15 protein-coding genes, 1 other RNA gene and 1 riboswitch are annotated in these 18,748 nt (G+C 34.3%); of the genes, 13 read left to right on the top strand and 3 right to left on the bottom strand.

All coding sequences use genetic code 11. The features are described from left to right. The first annotated feature begins 21 nt into the window (after positions 1 to 21). Positions 22 to 6,663: an alpha-2-macroglobulin family protein gene (locus tag FGM02_RS10855; RefSeq protein ID WP_139958403.1), complete on the top strand. Its 6,642-nt coding sequence runs from the start codon at positions 22 to 24 to the stop codon at positions 6,661 to 6,663. Positions 6,664 to 6,702: 39 nt separating this feature from the next. Beyond that, positions 6,703 to 7,179, top strand: a complete 477-nt coding sequence (locus FGM02_RS10850; protein ID WP_139958402.1) for a hypothetical protein — start codon at positions 6,703 to 6,705, stop codon at positions 7,177 to 7,179. Between the two features lie 38 nt (positions 7,180 to 7,217). On the opposite strand, the gene FGM02_RS10845 is transcribed toward FGM02_RS10850, so the two are convergent. Both FGM02_RS10845 and FGM02_RS10840 read right to left on the bottom strand, forming a co-directional pair. Further along, positions 7,218 to 7,574 (bottom strand): TfoX/Sxy family protein, encoded by a 357-nt coding sequence (locus tag FGM02_RS10845; RefSeq protein WP_139958401.1) that lies wholly within the window; start codon positions 7,572 to 7,574, stop codon positions 7,218 to 7,220. A 91-nt stretch (positions 7,575 to 7,665) separates the two neighbouring features. Next, positions 7,666 to 8,631 carry a M20/M25/M40 family metallo-hydrolase gene (locus tag FGM02_RS10840; RefSeq protein ID WP_139958400.1) on the bottom strand — a complete coding sequence of 322 codons (966 nt, stop codon included), beginning with the start codon at positions 8,629 to 8,631 and terminating at the stop codon, positions 7,666 to 7,668. Positions 8,632 to 8,746: 115 nt separating this feature from the next. Then, positions 8,747 to 8,839, top strand: a riboswitch (TPP riboswitch). Between the two features lie 96 nt (positions 8,840 to 8,935). Between FGM02_RS10840 and thiS the strand changes: the two genes are divergently transcribed. The 10 genes from thiS to FGM02_RS10785 all read left to right on the top strand — a co-directional run bounded on the left by thiS (position 8,936) and on the right by FGM02_RS10785 (position 17,936). Then, the gene (gene thiS, locus FGM02_RS10835; protein WP_139958399.1) at positions 8,936 to 9,139 is read left to right on the top strand and encodes a sulfur carrier protein ThiS; all 204 of its coding nucleotides are present in this window, start codon (positions 8,936 to 8,938) and stop codon (positions 9,137 to 9,139) included. Between the two features lie 97 nt (positions 9,140 to 9,236). Further along, positions 9,237 to 11,099, top strand: a complete 1,863-nt coding sequence (thiC, locus tag FGM02_RS10830; protein WP_139958398.1) for a phosphomethylpyrimidine synthase ThiC — start codon at positions 9,237 to 9,239, stop codon at positions 11,097 to 11,099. A gap of 123 nt (positions 11,100 to 11,222) precedes the next feature. Beyond that, on the top strand, positions 11,223 to 11,825 hold the full coding sequence (locus FGM02_RS10825) for a thiamine phosphate synthase (RefSeq protein ID WP_139958397.1): 603 nt from the start codon (positions 11,223 to 11,225) through the stop codon (positions 11,823 to 11,825). 127 nt (positions 11,826 to 11,952) lie between these two features. Continuing rightward, on the top strand, positions 11,953 to 12,732 hold the full coding sequence (locus FGM02_RS10820; protein ID WP_139958396.1) for a hydroxymethylpyrimidine/phosphomethylpyrimidine kinase: 780 nt from the start codon (positions 11,953 to 11,955) through the stop codon (positions 12,730 to 12,732). Positions 12,733 to 12,743: 11 nt separating this feature from the next. Beyond that, positions 12,744 to 13,106, top strand: coding sequence for a four helix bundle protein (locus FGM02_RS10815; protein ID WP_139958395.1), 363 nt, complete (start codon positions 12,744 to 12,746; stop codon positions 13,104 to 13,106). Positions 13,107 to 13,133: 27 nt separating this feature from the next. Beyond that, positions 13,134 to 13,784 (top strand): thiamine phosphate synthase, encoded by a 651-nt coding sequence (gene thiE, locus FGM02_RS10810; RefSeq protein WP_166461172.1) that lies wholly within the window; start codon positions 13,134 to 13,136, stop codon positions 13,782 to 13,784. Positions 13,785 to 13,862: 78 nt separating this feature from the next. Continuing rightward, positions 13,863 to 14,636: a thiazole synthase gene (locus FGM02_RS10805; RefSeq protein ID WP_139958393.1), complete on the top strand. Its 774-nt coding sequence runs from the start codon at positions 13,863 to 13,865 to the stop codon at positions 14,634 to 14,636. A 118-nt stretch (positions 14,637 to 14,754) separates the two neighbouring features. Then, positions 14,755 to 15,873, top strand: coding sequence for a 2-iminoacetate synthase ThiH (gene thiH, locus FGM02_RS10800; RefSeq protein WP_139958392.1), 1,119 nt, complete (start codon positions 14,755 to 14,757; stop codon positions 15,871 to 15,873). Positions 15,874 to 16,112: 239 nt separating this feature from the next. Beyond that, the gene (gene kdsA, locus FGM02_RS10790) at positions 16,113 to 16,934 is read left to right on the top strand and encodes a 3-deoxy-8-phosphooctulonate synthase (protein WP_139958390.1); all 822 of its coding nucleotides are present in this window, start codon (positions 16,113 to 16,115) and stop codon (positions 16,932 to 16,934) included. A 42-nt stretch (positions 16,935 to 16,976) separates the two neighbouring features. Beyond that, positions 16,977 to 17,936, top strand: a complete 960-nt coding sequence (locus tag FGM02_RS10785; RefSeq protein WP_139958389.1) for a transglutaminase domain-containing protein — start codon at positions 16,977 to 16,979, stop codon at positions 17,934 to 17,936. A gap of 2 nt (positions 17,937 to 17,938) precedes the next feature. Here FGM02_RS10785 and FGM02_RS10780 read toward each other — a convergent pair whose 3' ends face one another. Next, complete coding sequence (locus tag FGM02_RS10780) at positions 17,939 to 18,157, bottom strand: DUF3820 family protein (protein ID WP_139958388.1); 219 nt, start codon at positions 18,155 to 18,157, stop codon at positions 17,939 to 17,941. A 117-nt stretch (positions 18,158 to 18,274) separates the two neighbouring features. Between FGM02_RS10780 and ssrA the strand changes: the two genes are divergently transcribed. Further along, positions 18,275 to 18,669: a transfer-messenger RNA gene (gene ssrA / locus FGM02_RS10775) on the top strand. The last annotated feature ends 79 nt before the right edge of the window (positions 18,670 to 18,748 follow it).

Genomic DNA, 18,748 nt, shown 5'->3' with positions numbered 1-18,748 from the left:
TTGTACAAAAAAACAATTCCCATGAAAAAGATATTTTTAATTCTCCTATTCCTTACCATTTCTTTAGCTATTAAGGGACAAAAAAAACACAATACATATAGTAGTTTATGGGAAAATGTACATGCCTATGAACTCAAACTTCTACCCAAATCGGCCAGTTCTGAAGTTGAAAAAATTTACTTAAAAGCTAAAAAAGATAAAAACTCACCTCAACTTATAAAAACACTGATCTACAAAAGCAAATTCTCATTTGTATTAGAAGAAGATTCAGAAATAAAAGTGATTACCCAATTACAAGCAGAAATTAAAACTTCTGCAAGTCCTACAAAAAATATTTTAGAAAGTATTCTTGCCAAATTGTATTGGGAATATTACAACAAAAACAGATGGAAAATTTACCAACGGACAAAAACAGAAACAAAGTCCGTAGATTTTAGAACTTGGGATTTGCAAACGCTATTTTCCGAAATTGCCTTCCATTATAAAAAATCTTTAGAAAATAGTAAGCTTACGCAGAATACAGCTTTGCAAAGCTATAAGGACATTTTAGATTTAGAAGAAAATTCTCAAAAATACCGTCCAACACTATTTGACTTTTTAAGTCACAATGCGCTAGACTTCTACCAAATAAATGAAGCTAGAATTAGTCAACCTAAATCTAAATTCGAGTTAAAAAAAGACAGTTATTTCACTCATTTTGAAGAAGAAAATTTAGTCCACAAAGACAGTAGTTCCTTGGAATTGGCTGCACTTAAAACCTATCAACAACTTCTTCATTTTCATAAAAAAGATAAAAATCCAACAGCTTATATTACTGTTTATATAGATGCTTTAGAGTTTATTTATAAAAACAGTATTTCTAAAAACAAAGAAAACTTATTACTTCAAAGTTACAAACAGTTACAAAAAAAATACAGGCATCATGCCATATCTACGCAGCTAGATTATAAAATAGCCAAGCGCTACAAAAAACAAGCAGATCAATACAACCCCAAAGGAAATACAGAGAATCAATTTAAAAATAAGGAAGCACTAGCGGCTTGTAACTTGGCAATAGGTCTTTTTCCAAACAGTGAAGGATCCAAGAATTGCCTAGCCTTAAAAGCGCAAATTCAATCCAAAAAACTACGCATACAAAGCGAAAAACACATTCCTACAAATTCACATACCCGCTTGCTAATTGAGTACTCAAATATTGACAAGCTTTATTTTACTGCTTTTAAAATTAATAAAAAAGAAAGTGCTCAGTTTCGTAAAATCTACAGCGATTCCCTTAAAATTCGTTTTTTAAACAAAAAACCTCCTACAGAAAAATGGGAAGTCCCTTTAAAAACAGAAAACGACTTTCAAAAACACCAAACCGAAATTGTGACGCCAAAATTTACACATGGCGAATACATTCTTTTTGTAACAACTAGCAAAGACACAATTAGCCACACAAAATTAAATGCAATAAGTACCCTACAAGCCACAGACCTTGCACTGATACAAAATTCTGAAAATGGAGTATACAGTTACCAAGTGGTCAACAGAAACAACGGAAGACCCATTCCGAATGCAAAGGTCAATTTAAAAAACAGTCGAACAACAAGCACCTACAACAAACACCTTGATAAAAGTTTTCAAACAGACAAAAATGGATGGTTCAGCTACAAACCCAAAGCCCGTCACCAAAACCTTGTTGCAACAGTAACAAATGGTGAAGAAACAGCCTACTTTGGAAATTACTATTTAAACGATTGGCAACGCTATGACGACAAGGAAGAGGATTTAGAAATTGAAATAAAACCTTTTATTTTTACCGACCGCAGTATTTACAGACCAGGACAAACCGTATTCTTCAAAGCCATATTATTAAAAAAACAAGGAACTAAAACCGAAGCTTTTACCAAAGAATATGTAGAACTTATTGTAGAAGATCCAAACGGACAGGAAGTACAAAAATTAGATTTAAAACTAAATGAATTTGGGGCAATATCTGGTGAATTTAAGCTCCCTAACAATGGACTAACAGGAACTTATTCTTTTGAAATTGACGAAAGTGAAAAACAGCCAAGTAAGTTTTATAATACCGCCGATTTTGATTTTGATTACGATGCTAATTTTAGCATTTCCGTTGAAGAATACAAACGTCCAAAATTTAAAACGGAATTTAAGCCTACCAAAGAAACCTATAAATTAAACGACAGTATTATAGCCACAGGAACTGCAACAGCCTTTTCAGGCAGTACTATTTCTGAAGCAAAAGTAAGCTACCGTGTGGTAAGAACTGCCAATTTCCCATCTTGGTATCGTTGGAGCCAAAGAAATTTTCAACAATCTGAAAGACTAGAAATTACACATGGAGAAACTACTACTGATGCACAAGGAAATTATAAAATTTATTTCAAAGCCATTCCTGATGCAAAAATAACGAAAGAGAGTCAGCCTACTTTTAATTATGTTGTTTACGCAGATGTAACCGATATCAATGGAGAAACTCATGATACACAAACCACTATTAAAGTGGGCTACCATGCTTTAACAAGTAAAATTTCTATTCCCGAAAAATTAGACAAAACACAAACAACACATTCCATTCATTTGGAAACCAAAAACCTCAACAATCAGTTTGTTGCTGCGAAAGGAATTCTGAAAATATACAAATTAACAGCGCCTAAAAAACCCTTAAGATCTCGTAGTTGGCCGGCTCCTGATTACCAAGAAATAACAAAGACAGAATTTGAAACTTTATTTCCAAACGAACCTTATGATAAAATTTCACAAGAAAAAGGAAAACTGGTTTTTCAACAAAAATTCGATACTGAAAAATCGAAAAAAATTGAATTAAAAAACATTCAACAATGGATTTCTGGAAAATATATTGCGCTACTAGAATGTACCGATAAATTCAACCAAACGGTAAAAGAAGAACAGCAATTCTCCGTGTTTTCTGACAAAGAGACTAGGGTTGCCGATCAAGATTTATTTTTTATAAAAACCGACAAACAGCATTACCAACCTAATGAAACTATTCAATTGAAAATTGGTTCAGCATCAAAAGACATCACCCTAAGTTTGGCTATTGAAAAAAACCATAAAATTGTAAAACGTCATTTTATTCATTTAAACAATGAAATTAAAACCTTAACAATTCCAGTAACAAAAAAGGATATTGGTGGCTTTGCTATAAAATATGAATATGTAAATTACAATGAATTTCACAAAGGCAACTTAAGCATTTCTGTTCCTTACAAAGCGCACAATTTAACCATTGAAACCTTAACTTTTAGAAATAAATTACAACCTGGAGCTGAGCAAACATGGGCCTTTAAAATAAAAGGAAACCAAAAAGAAAATGTTGCAGCAGAAATTTTAGCTTCTATGTATGATGCCTCCTTAGATGAATTTAAAAGCCACCAATGGCAATTTTCTCCAACAGCAAAAAACAACTATCGTACTTACGGAAATAGCAGCACCGCACATAACAGTTTTGGTACGACTTATTTTGTTATAAGAAATAATTCTTATGCTAAATACCATTTTCAACAACAAAAATTCGATCAATTAAATTGGTTCGGATTTTCATTTACAAACAACAACTGGATCCAAACTTCCTATTTAAAATCCATTAGAAAAACCTTAGTCTTAAAAAACATCTACGACAAAACCATCAAAAAAGGAACTATTCAAGGAACCGTATACGACGAAGACAAACAACCGATAGCTGGAGTTTCTGTAAGTATTGAAGGTAATTCAAAAGGTACAAGCACCGATTTTGATGGGAATTTCACTTTAAAAGCAAATAAAAGAGACAAATTGACTTTTACCTATATAGGCTTTGAACCACTAACCATCAAACTTACCAAAAACAACCAATACAATATCATGCTCTCACAAAGTTCTTCTGAACTTGAAGAAGTGATTGTAGTTGGTTATGGTTCTCAAAGAAAAGCAAGCTTAACAGGCGCTGTTTCCAAAACTAGAGTTAGCGATATATCTTCAGCCTTACAAGGGCAAGTGTCTGGAATAAATTTAGGATATACAAATGGTGAATCTAGCAATATTCTCATCAGAGGTACTTCTTCTACTCCTAATTCTCCTCCTTTATATGTTGTAGATGGAGTTCCTGTAGAAAATTTCGACCTTAGCTCTATTGGTGTCAATGACATTTCCAGTTTAGATGTTTTAAAAGATGCCGCAGCAACTGCCGTTTATGGAGCTAGAGGTGCTAACGGGGTTGTTCTAATTTCTACCAAAACTGGGCTAAAAAAAATAGAAGAAGAATTGAATCAGGTACAGGCAAGAAGCAATTTAAAAGAAACCGCCTTTTTCTTTCCTCATTTAAGAACGGATAAAAATGGAGACATCCGTTTTGAATTTACCATGCCCGAAGCTTTGACCAAATGGAAATTGCAGTTATTAGCCCACACAAAAAAACTGCAAACTGCCACTAAAACCCTCACAAGCTTTACACAAAAAGAATTAATGATCACGCCAAACGCTCCTCGTTTTTTACGAGAAGGAGATCAAATAAGCATTTCAAGTAAAATTGCCAGTATGAGCACAAAACAGCTAACAGGTTTTGCGCAGCTACAACTTACGGATGCACTAACAGGAAAGAATATTAACGAGTTTTTACTAAATACCGTAAAAACAAAAAACTTTTCTATTGCTGCAAAAGGAAATACGCAAGTCTCTTGGACTTTACAAATTCCTGAAAACATTCAGGCAGTTCAGTATAAAATAGTTGCCAAAGCAGGTGATTTTTCAGATGGAGAACAAAATGTATTGCCTGTATTATCTAATAGAATGTTGGTTACAGAAACCTTACCTCTTTGGGTAAATGCGAATGAAACCAAAACCTTTAGCTTAGACAAATTAAAAAACAACACTTCAAAAACTCTTAAAAACCACAAGCTAACTTTAGAAATGACCACGAATCCGGCTTGGTATGCGGTACAAGCTTTGCCTTATTTAATGGAATACCCATACGAATGTGCCGAGCAAACTTTTTCTAGGTATTACGCAAATGTTTTGGCTAGCCATTTAGTAAATAACAATCCTAAAATAAAAGCTGTTTTTAAACAATGGCAATCGAGTGATGCTTTGCTAAGCAACCTAGAAAAAAACCAAGAACTAAAATCACTAATCATTCAAGAAACGCCTTGGTTGCGAGATGCGCAATCGGAGACAGAACAAAAAAAGCGCATTGCTCTGTTATTCGACTTGGAAAAAACAAAAAACAATCTTACCAAAAACCTAGAACAATTGGAGCAAATGCAAATGAGCAACGGTGGTTTTCCTTGGTTTAAAGGCAGTCGCTATGCCAATAGAAATATTACCCAACATATTGTTGCCGGTTTTGGGCATTTAAAAAAATTGGGAATACAAGGTAATTCCGTAACTGAAGAAAAAATAATTAAAAAGGCTTTGCAATTTTTAGATAAAGAAATAACGGATGATTACAACAAACTGACCCAAAAAGCTTCTGAAATCAGACAGCGCGAAAACAACAAAAACAAAGGTATTCAAGCAGAAAAAGACTATTTGGCAAAAAACCATTTGAACAGCAGCCAGTTGCATTATTTATACTTGCGTAGTTTTTATAACAAAATAGCAATTCCGAATACAAGCATCAATGCACTTACTTTTTACAAAAAACAAACAGCGCAATTTTGGAAAGAAGCAAAATTATACAACAAAGGCCTGTCTGCTTTGATTCTTTATAGAGAAGGAAAAGAAACCTTAGCAAAAAACATTATCCAATCTTTAAAAGAGAACAGCATCACTTCTTCGGAGATGGGTATGTATTGGAAAGAAAATACATCAAGTTGGTACTGGTACCAATCACCAATAGAAACTCAAAGTCTGTTTATTGAAGTTTTTGCAGAAATTGACAATGACACCAAAACAATTGACGCATTAAAAAAATACTTAATAAAAAACAAGCAAACCCATAGTTGGAAAACCACCAAAGCCACTACCGAAGCGATCTATGCTTTGTTATTACAAGGAAGCGATTGGTTAGCTATTGAAAACAGCCTAGACCTTGTTATAGGAAATAAAAAAATAGAACCAAGCAAATTAGAAAACGTAAAAACAGAAGCTGGAACCGGTTATTTCAAAACATCTTGGAAACCGAATGAAATTACACCTGAAATGGCTACCGTTACCATTTCTAAAAAAGACAAAGGAATGGCCTGGGGCGCTTTGTATTGGCAATATTTTGAAGATTTAGATAAAATAACCTCTACCAATACCAGTCTTACTATTGCTAAAAAACTTTTTCTAAAATCGAACAGTAAGCAAGGAAAAGTATTGACAGAAATTACAGAAAACACAAACTTGAAAGTAGGTAGTTTAATAACTATTAGAATAGAAATAGCTACGGACCGAGACCTTGAATTCATCCACCTAAAGGACCTTAGAGCTGCTGGAGTAGAACCTATTAACGTATTATCAAGTTACAAATGGCAAGATGGATTGGGCTATTATGAAAGTACCAAAGATGCCAGTAGCCATTTCTTTTTTGACAATTTACCGAAAGGAACTTATGTTTTTGAATACGATGTTCGTGCAAACAACTCAGGAAATTTCAGCAATGGAATTAGCTCTATAGAAAGTATGTATGCCCCAGAATTCAGTAGCCATAGCAAAGGAAATAGACTGCATATCCATTAGGATATTGTACCTTTGCACAAATTAAAAACAAGAAACATTATGAAGAAAATTATTTTAAGTATCTGTCTTTTTACAGCAGCCATTTTTTCTGTAAACGCACAAGGTATTTCAAAAAATGCTATTGGATTGCGATTTGGCGATAACAGTGGTTTGGGCGCTGAAATTTCTTATCAACATCTACTAAAAAAATCAAACCGACTAGAATTAGATCTAGGACTTAGAGATAGCGACGGAGTTAGCTCTTTCAAACTAGCAGCAAATTACCAATGGGTTTGGGACTTAAAAGAATTAAGCGAAAAAATGAATTGGTATGCCGGTTTTGGTGGTGGATTGGGTTCTTGGAAAAAAGACAGCGTGTCTAACACGGCAGTATTTGCTTCTGGAACTGTTGGTATTGAATACAACTTTGACATTCCATTACTTTTATCTTTAGATATCAGACCAGAGTTTGGATTTAGTGATGCCTATGATGGTTTAAATTCTGACATTGCATTAGGGATTAGATACCAATTTTAAATATAAAAAAAAGCTTCCTCTTCGGAAGCTTTTTTATTTTACTTTGTTTTTTTCTTTTTCTTCGGACTCGCTTTTGCCAAGGGATTAAAATCCAATGCCAATTGCAACCAATAGGCCAAATCAGCATCCATGTCGGTAGCGTCTTCTGTTAAAAACACATAACCTTTCATTGCTCTTATGGAGTCTATCTTTTCTTCACAACCTTCTTTTAGCAAAGCCGCTTCGTATTTTTCTGTGCCAATTCTAGCCATTACAGCTTCTTCTATCACACCAATACACATTTTTTCATTTACCATATAGCACAAACCTCCCATCATTTTCATGATTCTAAATGCTACTTTATTGTCTGTAAAAAAACGATGAACACGTTCTGCTAAAAATTCGTTGTATGCCATAATTTGGAAGTAATTTCTAATTGCTAAAATCGAATATATAAAATTATCACACAATTTATTGCTTCTTTTTTAGGATTGAGCTTTTCAAAACCTATTTTTCAACCGAAACCCTGCTAGGCGTATCTTTTCCATTAATTATTGATGCCGTTCCAATGGCAATGGCTTTTATTGTTGTTGCAATGTTTTGTAAATCTAAAGTTTCTACTTCGTCATCAACCGTGTGGTAGTAGGCATCCGTATCTATAGGACACGTAGAAAAAGTATGGGCTGGAATTCCTAATTTTGCCAATGAAGCATTGTCAGATCTGTAAAACAAATTAAATTTTTGATAAGGATCTGGATGTAAGGTAAAATTGCTTCCCTTTAAATTTTCTTGTATTATTTTTCCAAAGGAAGACCTTTCAAAACCTGTTAAAAAAGCTGTTCTAGGACCAAATTTAGAATCCTTCCCTATCATTTCTATATTAATACCGGCTATATATTTCTCTGGCGAAATTTTGGTTCCAAAATAATTAGATCCCCACAGTCCTTTTTCTTCTGCTGTAAAAGCAATAAAAACAAGCGTTCTTTCATTATCTCCTCTTTTCGACCAATAACTGGCTAAGGATAAAACAGCCGTCACGCCAGAAGCATCATCATCTGCTCCATTGGCAATTTCATCTCCGTTTACGGCTGGTAAAATTCCTAAATGATCGTAATGTGCAGAAATCACTACGAATTCTTCCTTTTTAGAATTTCCTTCCAAAACACCGATGACATTAAACAACGCTAAATTTTCTTTGGTAAAATTTTGTCGATACGAATTGGCTCCCTGAAAAGTTTTCAATCCTAAAGCTTCAAACTCCCCTTCAATATACTTTGCTGCTTTTTCAATTCCAGGAGTTCCTGCTTTTCTTCCTTGCATGTCATCTGACGCCAAAGTATATAGATGCTTTTTTACCAAAACAGTATCAATAGTACCTTCTAATAAATTTACGCTAACTTTTTCGCTAGTGCAATGCACCAACAGCAAGACTGTAACAGTATAGAAAATGCTTTTTATTTTTATAATTTTCATAGAATAATCTTTTTCAAAAAATTAAAGAAGTTTAAAAATACACTTTTATTCCTTGAATTTAAAAAATCAAATTCTCACATTTCTTTTCCTCATATTTTTTTACTTACATTTGCTGCGTAAACTTTAGGGGTGTTCCTTTTGGAACTGAGACATACCCTTTGAACCTGATGCGGTTAGTACCGTCGAAGGGAAAAGTGAAAACGAGTTGAAATACTTGTTTACTATCTTTCTATGTGTGCTTTTTTTGAAACACACCTATTCAAAGCAGTTTGTTTTACACCTTCCTATTTTAAAACAACTGTTAATGATTTCTATTCAAGTAAACAATTCCACCGTTAGCATTAAAGAAAATGCCACTATTGTGGAACTCCTACATCAAATCAACTCTCCTTTAAACGGAATTGCTGTGGCTATAGATGCAACTATTCTTCCTAAAGAAACTTGGGGGAAAACTCAGCTAAACAACAACGACTCTATTCTTATTATTCAAGCTACACAGGGAGGATAACTTTCAGCAATTAGCTTTTGGCTGTTAGCCATTAGCACCTAAATAACAAATAATAACGAGCTAAAAGCCAAAGGCCAATAGCCAATACCATAAAAAAATGAAAAACAAAGACACGGCACCAAAACAAGACGGAATTACAAGAAATCCGTTTCCTAATTCTAAAAAGATTTACGTAGAAGGAAAAATTCATCCACAAATTAAAGTGGCGATGCGTGAAATTTCTTTAAGCGACACAACAGATTCAATAACGAAAAAGAAAACGCCAAACGAACCTGTAACGGTGTACGATACTTCTGGACCTTATACAGATCCTAACAAGGAGATTGACATCCATGCTGGAATTGAAAGAATTAGAGAACAGTGGATCTTAGATCGTGGAGATGTAGAAGAATTAGACGGTTTTTCTTCTAAATATTGTAACGAACGTTTAAACGATAGAAGTTTAGACCACATGCGTTTTAACTTAAAGCACAAACCAAAACGTGCTAAAAAAGGACAAAACGTAACCCAATTACACTACGCTAAAAAAGGAATTATTACGCCAGAAATGGAATACATCGCTATTCGTGAAAACCAACGAATTGACGAAATGACGGAAATTAGAAAGCAACACAAAGGTGAACACTTTGGAGCTTCTATTCCAGATAAAATTACTGCTGAATTTGTACGTTCAGAAGTTGCTAGAGGTCGTGCGGTAATTCCATCAAACATCAATCACCCAGAAGCAGAACCTATGATTTTAGGTCGTAACTTCTTGGTAAAAATCAATGCAAATATTGGAAATTCTGCAGTTACTTCATCTATTGAAGAAGAAGTAGAAAAAGCTGTTTGGGCTTGTCGTTGGGGAGCAGATAACATTATGGATTTATCTACAGGAGAAAATATTCATGAAACTCGTGAGTGGATTGTACGTAACTCTCCAGTACCTATTGGAACTGTGCCAATTTACCAAGCTTTAGAAAAAGTAAACGGTGTGGCTGAAGATTTAACATGGGAAATTTTCCGTGATACGTTAATAGAACAAGCAGAACAAGGAGTAGATTACTTTACCATTCATGCTGGAGTTTTATTACGCTACGTTCCTATGACCGCTAATCGTGTTACAGGAATTGTATCTCGTGGAGGATCTATTATGGCAAAATGGTGTTTGGCTCATCATAAAGAAAGTTTCTTATACACGCACTTTGAAGAAATTTGTGAAATCTTAAAATCTTACGATGTTGCTTTTTCTTTAGGAGATGGTTTACGTCCAGGTTCTGTTGCTGATGCAAATGATGCTGCTCAGTTTGCCGAATTAGAAACTTTAGGAGAATTGACTCAAATTGCCCGTAAGCACGAAGTGCAGTGCTTTATTGAAGGACCAGGTCACGTACCCATGCACATGATTAAAGAAAACATGGAAAAGCAAATTGATGTTTGTGACGAAGCTCCTTTTTACACATTAGGCCCTTTAACTACGGATATTGCTCCAGGTTATGATCACATCACCTCAGGTATTGGTGCTGCTATGATTGGTTGGTTTGGTTGTGCTATGTTGTGTTACGTAACGCCAAAAGAACACTTAGGATTACCTAATAAAGAAGACGTTCGTGTAGGTGTGGTTACTTACAAATTAGCGGCTCATGCTGCCGATTTAGCCAAAGGTCATCCGGGTTCTCAGCACAGAGACAATGCCTTGAGTATGGCTCGTTTTGAATTCCGTTGGGAAGATCAGTTCAATTTAGGATTAGACCCAGAACGTGCTTTGGAATATCACGATGAAACCTTACCTGCCGACGGTGCAAAAGTAGCTCACTTCTGTTCTATGTGTGGACCTAAATTCTGTTCTATGAAAATTTCTCAGGAAGTGCGTGATTTTGCAGCTGAAAATGAAATTACTGACGATAACGAAGTTCTTCAAAAAGGAATGCAAGAAAAATCTCAAGAATTTAAAGAAAAAGGATCAGAAGTGTATTTGTAATCAATGAACAATTTGCAATGTGCGATGGACAGTTAATAATGTAAGAATGATTTGTATGTTCGCATTGTCAATTGTTCTCTGTACATTGTTAATTGAAAATCACTAATTGTTAAGCTAATTCCCATGATCATCCTAATAGCACCAGAAACTGATATCCCTAACGAAATCGAAATTCTAAATGAATTATTCGAAGCAGGTTTGGAATACTACCATTTTAGAAAACCATACAAAAACTACCAAGAACATTGTGAGTATTTAAATCAGATAAATAAACAATATCATAACAGAATTGTAGTGCATTATTTTCATGAGTTGGTCAACGAATATTCTTTAAAAGGAATTCATTTTCAGGAACAAAAAAGAAGAGATCATTTAGATACTCCTACCGATTATTTTGTCAAACTCAATAATATGTACGGAAAAACCATAAGCTCTTCTTTTCATGAACCTGAGGAACTTGAGAATTGTACTTTTGAATTTGATTATCATTTACTAAGTCCTGTATTTTCATCTATTTCTAAACAAGGATACAATGGTAGAGGATTTGATGTCAATCACATTGACAAAACCATTATTGGTATGGGTGGAGTTACAACAGAAAATTTAGCTGAATTTGATAAATTAGGTTTTAAAGGAGTGGGTGTTTTAGGTGGTATTTGGAATAGTGAAAACCCGGTGGAAGATTTTAGAAAGATGAAGTTTCAACAAGATCAGGTTTCGAAGTAAAAAATACGTAGACGGAGCTCGTCGAAGTCTATTTAAAAGATACGAATGTCATTCCTGCGAAGGCAGGAATCCAAACAACAAGATTAAAACACTAAGATTCCTGCCTACGCAGGAATGACAAAATAAAATGATAAACGATCATAAATACATACTAACCATTGCTGGTCATGATCCTTCGGGAGGTGCCGGACTTACTTCAGATATCAAAACTTTTGAAGCTCACAATTTGTATGGTTTATCTGTTTGCACAGCGGTTACTGTTCAGAATGACATCGATTTTAATAACTGCCATTGGATTTCTATTGACCTTATTTTGCAACAAATAGAAACTTTGTTTGAGCGTTTTAAAATCAACATCGTTAAAATAGGAATCATCCAATCTTGGGAAGTATTATCACTTGTTTTAGATAAATTACACTCGTTAAATTCGGAAATAAAAATCGTTTTAGATCCTATCATCAAAGCAACTGCTGGTTTTGATTTTCACACAGAAGAAAATCAAGATTTGTTAGATGAAGTTTGGAAACAGTGTTATATCATCACTCCTAATTATGACGAAATTCAATTGCTATATCCTAATTTAGATATTGAAGACACGTTGGAGCATATTGCTAGTAAAACAAATATTTATTTAAAAGGTGGACATAGAGAAGATAAAAAAGGTTGGGACGAATTGTATCATAGCGGAATTGTCATGGTCAACATTCCACCAAACGTAGATAAAGTTTCAGAAAAACACGGAAGTGGTTGTGTATTGTCATCGTCTTTAACTTGTAACTTAGCTTTCGGAATAGAACTAGAGGATGCTGCCAAAAACGCAAAAAATTACATCGAACAGTTTTTAAACTCTAATGAGTCTTTATTGGGAACGCATGTTAGAATTGAGAATACAGAAGCTAGAAACTAGAATTTATTATTATGAAGAAAAACACTTTTGAGGATTTAATCATGTGGCAAAAAGCTCACCAATTTACTCTTTTGGTATATTCAACAACTAAGACTTTCCCAAAAGAAGAAACTTATGGATTGACTTCTCAATTTAAAAGAGCTGCTACATCAATTGCTGCAAATATAGCAGAAGGATATAAAAAGAAAGGTCTTAAAGATAAAGTTAGATTCTTTAATATTTCTCATGGGTCATTAGAAGAATGTAGATATTACATTATTCTCTCAAAAGACTTAGGCTATATTAATAATATTGACAAACTAAATAATTTAATAAACGAAACTGGTAAATTAATCAATGCATATTCAAAGGCAATACTAAATTCTAACTCCTAATTTCCACATTCTTAAAACACAAACATGATCATCAATAAACTACATTACATCTCTCAAGGAAACACGCCTAAAGAGCATTTAGAAAACATACAGCAAGCCTGTCAATCGGGTGCTGAATTGGTACAATTACGTTTGAAAAATATTTCAGAAAAAAAGCTACTAAAAACAGCACAAGAAGCTAGAGAAATTACCAATCATTTTCAAACAAGACTAATTATCAACGATTCTTATAAAATTGCCAAAGAAATAAAAGCCGATGGTGTTCATCTAGGAAAAACGGATGCTTGTCCACTAGAAGCAAAAAAACAGTTATACAGTTGGCAAATTATTGGAGGCACAGGAAATACCTTAGAAGATTGTAAAAAACTAATTGAAAAAAAGGTAAATTACATAGGCCTAGGTCCTTTTCGTTTTACGGAAACCAAAGAAAATCTAAGTCCTATTTTAGGTATCAACGGGTATTTGACCATCGTTGAAGAGTTAAAAACAGAAACGCCAATTATTGCAATTGGAGGTATTGAAGTAGATGATATTTTAGATATTATGATGACAAAAGTCCATGGTATTGCTATGTCGGGAGCCATTACCAAAGATTTTAATTTAATTCCAAAAATAAATACGTTTTTAGACGCTCCATCTACGAGTGAGCAAGTGTATAAATTCGATAGTGAAAAATAAAAATACGGAATTTAGAGCTTAAGAAATAATGATACTCCTTAACACCTTTAACTTCTCGTCTACTTAACTACTACACAAATGAACAATCTATTAAAAATAGCAGATAAAACCTTTAACTCCCGACTTTTTACTGGAACGGGAAAATTCAAAAATGTTTCTTTGATGCGTGAAGCTATTTTAGCTTCTGAAAGTGAATTGGTGACCGTTGCCTTAAAACGTGTCGATATAAAAAACGAAAGTGATGATATGCTTGTGCATTTAAACAACAAAACCATCAATCTTTTGCCCAATACATCTGGTGTTAGAACAGCTAAGGAAGCTGTATTTGCCGCCGAATTAGCAAGAGAAGCACTGCACACAAATTGGATCAAATTAGAAATTCATCCAGATCCGAAATATTTATTACCAGACCCTATAGAAACTTTAAAAGCCGCTGAGCAATTGGTAAAACTAGGTTTTGTAGTAATGCCATATATACATGCCGACCCTGTTTTGTGCAAAAAATTAGAAGATGTTGGTGTGCAATGTGTCATGCCTTTAGGAGCACCTATTGGAAGTAACAAAGGTTTAAAAACTACTGATTTTCTTGAAATTATTATTGAGCAAAGTAATGTTCCCGTAATTGTAGATGCAGGAATTGGTGCTCCCTCTCATGCCGCCTATGCGATGGAATTAGGCGCTGATGCTGTTTTGGTAAATACCGCCATTGCGGTTTCCGAAAACCCTATTGCTATGGGAAAAGCTTTTAAACTGGCCGTAGAAGCAGGAAGAATGGCCTATGAGGCTAAATTAGCGCCACAAAAAAAACATGCAGAAGCTAGCAGTCCGTTAACCTCTTTTTTGAATAACTAAAATTATTATTCGCTTTTGGCCGTTTGCCTTTAGCTTGAAAATAAATTTGCCAAAAGCGAAAAGTTAATAGCCTAAAAAATTTAGAAACTCTTAACTACTGAATTCTTAAATATCATCAATGTCCTTTAAAACTACCTTCGACAAACAAGATTGGAATGCGCTAGAAAATGAAATCTATACTTTTTCTAAGCAGGATGTGCAAACAGTACTTCAAAAAGAAAAAATAAATTTAGAAGATTTTAAAGCACTAATATCTCCTGCTGCAAAACCCTTTTTAGAAGAGATGGCGCAAAGAAGTAATGCCCTAACAAAAAAACGTTTTGGCAATACCATTCAAATGTACATTCCAATGTACTTATCAAATGAATGTCAAAATATTTGTACCTATTGTGGTTTTAGCATGACCAATAAAATCAAAAGAAAAACACTTTCTGATTCGGAAATATTAAAAGAAGTAGCACATATAAAAGGACTAGGCTACGATCATATTTTGTTAGTAACAGGTGAAGCCAATAAAACCGTTGGCGTTTCTTATATAAAACATGCCATTCAACTCATCAATCAACATTTTTCAAATATTACGATAGAAGTCCAACCCCTAGACCAAAACGAATACGAAGAATTAATTGACGCGGGCTTGTATGCTGTTTTGGTATACCAAGAAACCTACCATAAAGCCACTTATAAAACTCATCACCCCAAAGGAAAAAAATCTAATTTTGATTATCGATTGGATACACCAGACAGATTGGGAAAATCAGGAATTCATAAAATTGGAATTGGAGCATTGTTTGGACTAGAAGATTGGAGAGTAGATTCTTTTTATACAGCACTTCATTTAAAATATTTACAAAAAACCTACTGGAAAACGAAGTATTCTATTTCCTTTCCACGCTTAAGACCTCACCAAGGAGACGTTCAGCCGAAGGTTGAAATGACAGATTCTGACTTGGTCCAATTAATTTGTGCATATAGACTGTTAGATGAGGATGTAGAACTCTCCATGTCTACACGTGAAAGTGAAATTTTCAGAAACAATATTATCAAACTTGGAATTACTTCAATAAGCGCAGAATCAAAAACAAATCCTGGAGGTTATGCCGTAGCTCCAGAATCCTTAGAACAATTTGAAATTTCAGATGAAAGAAATACCCAAGAAATAAAAGAAATGATCCAACAGCAAGGCTATGAAGTTGTTTGGAAAGATTGGGATCGAAGTTATGATTTGATGCAATGAGTAATGAGTAATGAGTAATGAGTAATGAGTAATGAGTAATGAGTAATGAGTAATGAGTAATGAGTAATGAGTAATGAGTAATGAGTAAAATAAATTTTTCTTCTTAAAACTCAAAACGAAACGCTAAAATTCGCAACTTATACATAAGACTTTAAACGAACTACAGGTTTTAACAATTACATAATTTTGAATTGTACATTGCTAATTGAAAACCTATCTTTGCACAAAAAACAAACTCCATGGATTTAAATCTTATTCCGAAATTAAAACACACCAATAGTGGTAATTTCTTTCTTTTAGCTGGACCTTGTGCTATAGAAGGAGAAGAAATGGCTTTACGCATTGCAGAACATATCTTAAAAGTTACGGACAAACTTGAAATTCCATTTATTTTTAAGGGAAGTTTTAAAAAAGCCAACCGTTCTAGAATTGATAGTTTTACAGGAATTGGAGATGAAAAAGCTTTAAAGATTTTACGTAAAGTTTCTGAAACTTTTGACGTACCAACGGTTACTGATATTCATACAAATGAAGATGCTGCTATTGCTGCAGAATATGTGGATGTATTGCAAATACCTGCATTTTTAGTTCGTCAAACCGACCTAGTAGCTGCGGCTGCAAAAACAGGAAAAGTTGTCAACTTAAAAAAAGGACAATTTATGAGTCCTGCTGCTATGAAGCACGCGGTACAAAAAGTAAAAGATAGCGGAAACGAAAAAGCATGGATTACCGACAGGGGAACAATGTTTGGCTACCAAGATATGATTGTTGACTTTAGAGGAATTCCAGAAATGAGAGCCTTTGCTCCTACTGTTTTAGATGTAACACACTCTTTACAACAACCCAATCAGACAAGTGGTGTAACTGGAGGTAGACCCGATATGATTGAAACTATTGCCCGAGCTGGAATTGCAACGGGTGTTGATGGTTTGTTTTTAGAAACACACTTTGATCCTGCAAATGCAAAATCTGATGGTGCCAATATGTTAGACTTACAACATCTAGAAAAATTATTGAGCAATTTAGTTGCGATCCGAAAAACAATAAACACCTTGTCGTAAAATGACAAGCAACTCATTAAGAAAAAACGATTTTATACAGCTATGAAATCGTTTTTTTACCTATTCGTAATCTTACTTTTTACAGGAAAAGGCTTTGCTCAAAATTTTGATAAAATTGATGAGCAGGCACGTGCATATCCTTTATTTAGAGAGGCTAGCTCATTGGCCAAACAAATAAAAAAAGATTTTTCTACAGACACAGAAAAAACAAGAGCCTTATTTGTGTGGCTCACGAAAAATATTTCTTACGATTTAAATGAGTTTTACCGCGGGAAAAAACAATATAGTTTTAGATATGCTTCGCAAAAAGAATTGGAGAATCTCATCAAAAAACGAAATGATGAACTGGTACACAAAACCTTAAAAACAAGAAAAGCTGTTTGTGAAGGTTATGCGCAAACCTTTCAATCTGTCTGTCATTTATTAGCTATTGAATGTGAAGTCATAAGCGGTTTTACCAAAACTAGTGCTTCTGAAATTGGCGAACTTCCATTAGGAGGCAGACATGCATGGAATGCTGTAAAAATAAACAAACAGTGGCAATTGATTGATGCTACTTGGGGAGCAGGATTTAGTGAAAACAACAAATGGATCCGAAAATTTGATGGCCATTTCTTTTTTACCGCTCCAAAGCAACTTTTAAATTCTCATTATCCTATAAATTCTAACTGGCAACTAATTCCAAATCCAATTCATGAAAAGGAATTTGCAGACAAGCCGATATATTCTCCAAGCTTTTACAATTCTTGCATCTCGCTGAAAAGCCCACTAGCCGGACTTATTTCTACTAAAAACAAAAAATTCATTACGGTGCAATTTAAAAATATGGCTCCCGATTGTGAATTGGGCTATGCCTATGAAAAGGATTATTATTTAACGACGATCATCCCCGAAGTCAACCAAAATGGAACTTCGATAAAAATTCCTTGTCAGGGAAAAAGAAACACCACCTTACATATTATTGCCAACGGCGAAACGGTGTTGCATTATAAAATTAGATAAGCTTAAGTATTCTTCTTAATGGTATGAATTAAATGCTCTAAGCCGTTTAGTTTTAATTCATACACCAAACGAAGCATGTCTCCCATTTTTCCTTTAGGAAACCCTTTGGCATTGTACCAAACAATATAGTGCTCAGGCAAATCTATAAGATAGGTACCCTTATATTTCCCGAATGGCATTCTGGTATGTGCCAAGGTTTTTAAATATTCTTGTTGATCCATTTCTGCGAAAAACTAAATAAAGTTAAATTCTTTGTAAAACAACAATTAAAAACTTAAATCTCCACATTAAAAACTAAATAATTTGACTAATTTTGCAGACTAGTTCATTGAACAATTGGGGACGACTGGTTTTGACAGCGAGATCAATCAATTTGTAAGCATGTCGAGTAAGGAAACATATCTCGTTAAACTCTGTTTCAACCATTTTACACGGCGAAGATAACTACGCTATGGCTGCTTAATCTGAATTAATAGTAAGATTGGCCTAGGCTCACAAGGTGAGCAAGCTGTACATCTCCGGACAGCCCTGGTATGCGGCGTTCCATTTAGAGGTGTCGTAAATGTATACATAGGAAAAATAGGCTTCGATGTTTTTCCGAAACTAAAGAAGATAAGTTTGTAATAGCCGGTTTTTAGGCGGTTGCAAAACGAAAATCAAATAAGAACTAAGCATGTAGAAAGCCTTGCGGTTGCTTGTTTGGACCCGGGTTCGATTCCCGGCGTCTCCACTAATAACCTTGTAAACACCCTGTTTACAAGGTTATATTTTTTAAGGCGTAAATACAGAACCTAACTCTAATTCACTAATAC

The sequence above is a fragment of the Flavicella sediminum genome (assembly GCF_006381105.1).
GTDB classification, from domain to species: Bacteria; Bacteroidota; Bacteroidia; order Flavobacteriales; family Flavobacteriaceae; genus Flavicella; species Flavicella sediminum.
The sequence above is the reverse complement of the archived record's forward strand: the minus strand, read 5'-3'. Positions and strand labels throughout refer to the sequence as shown.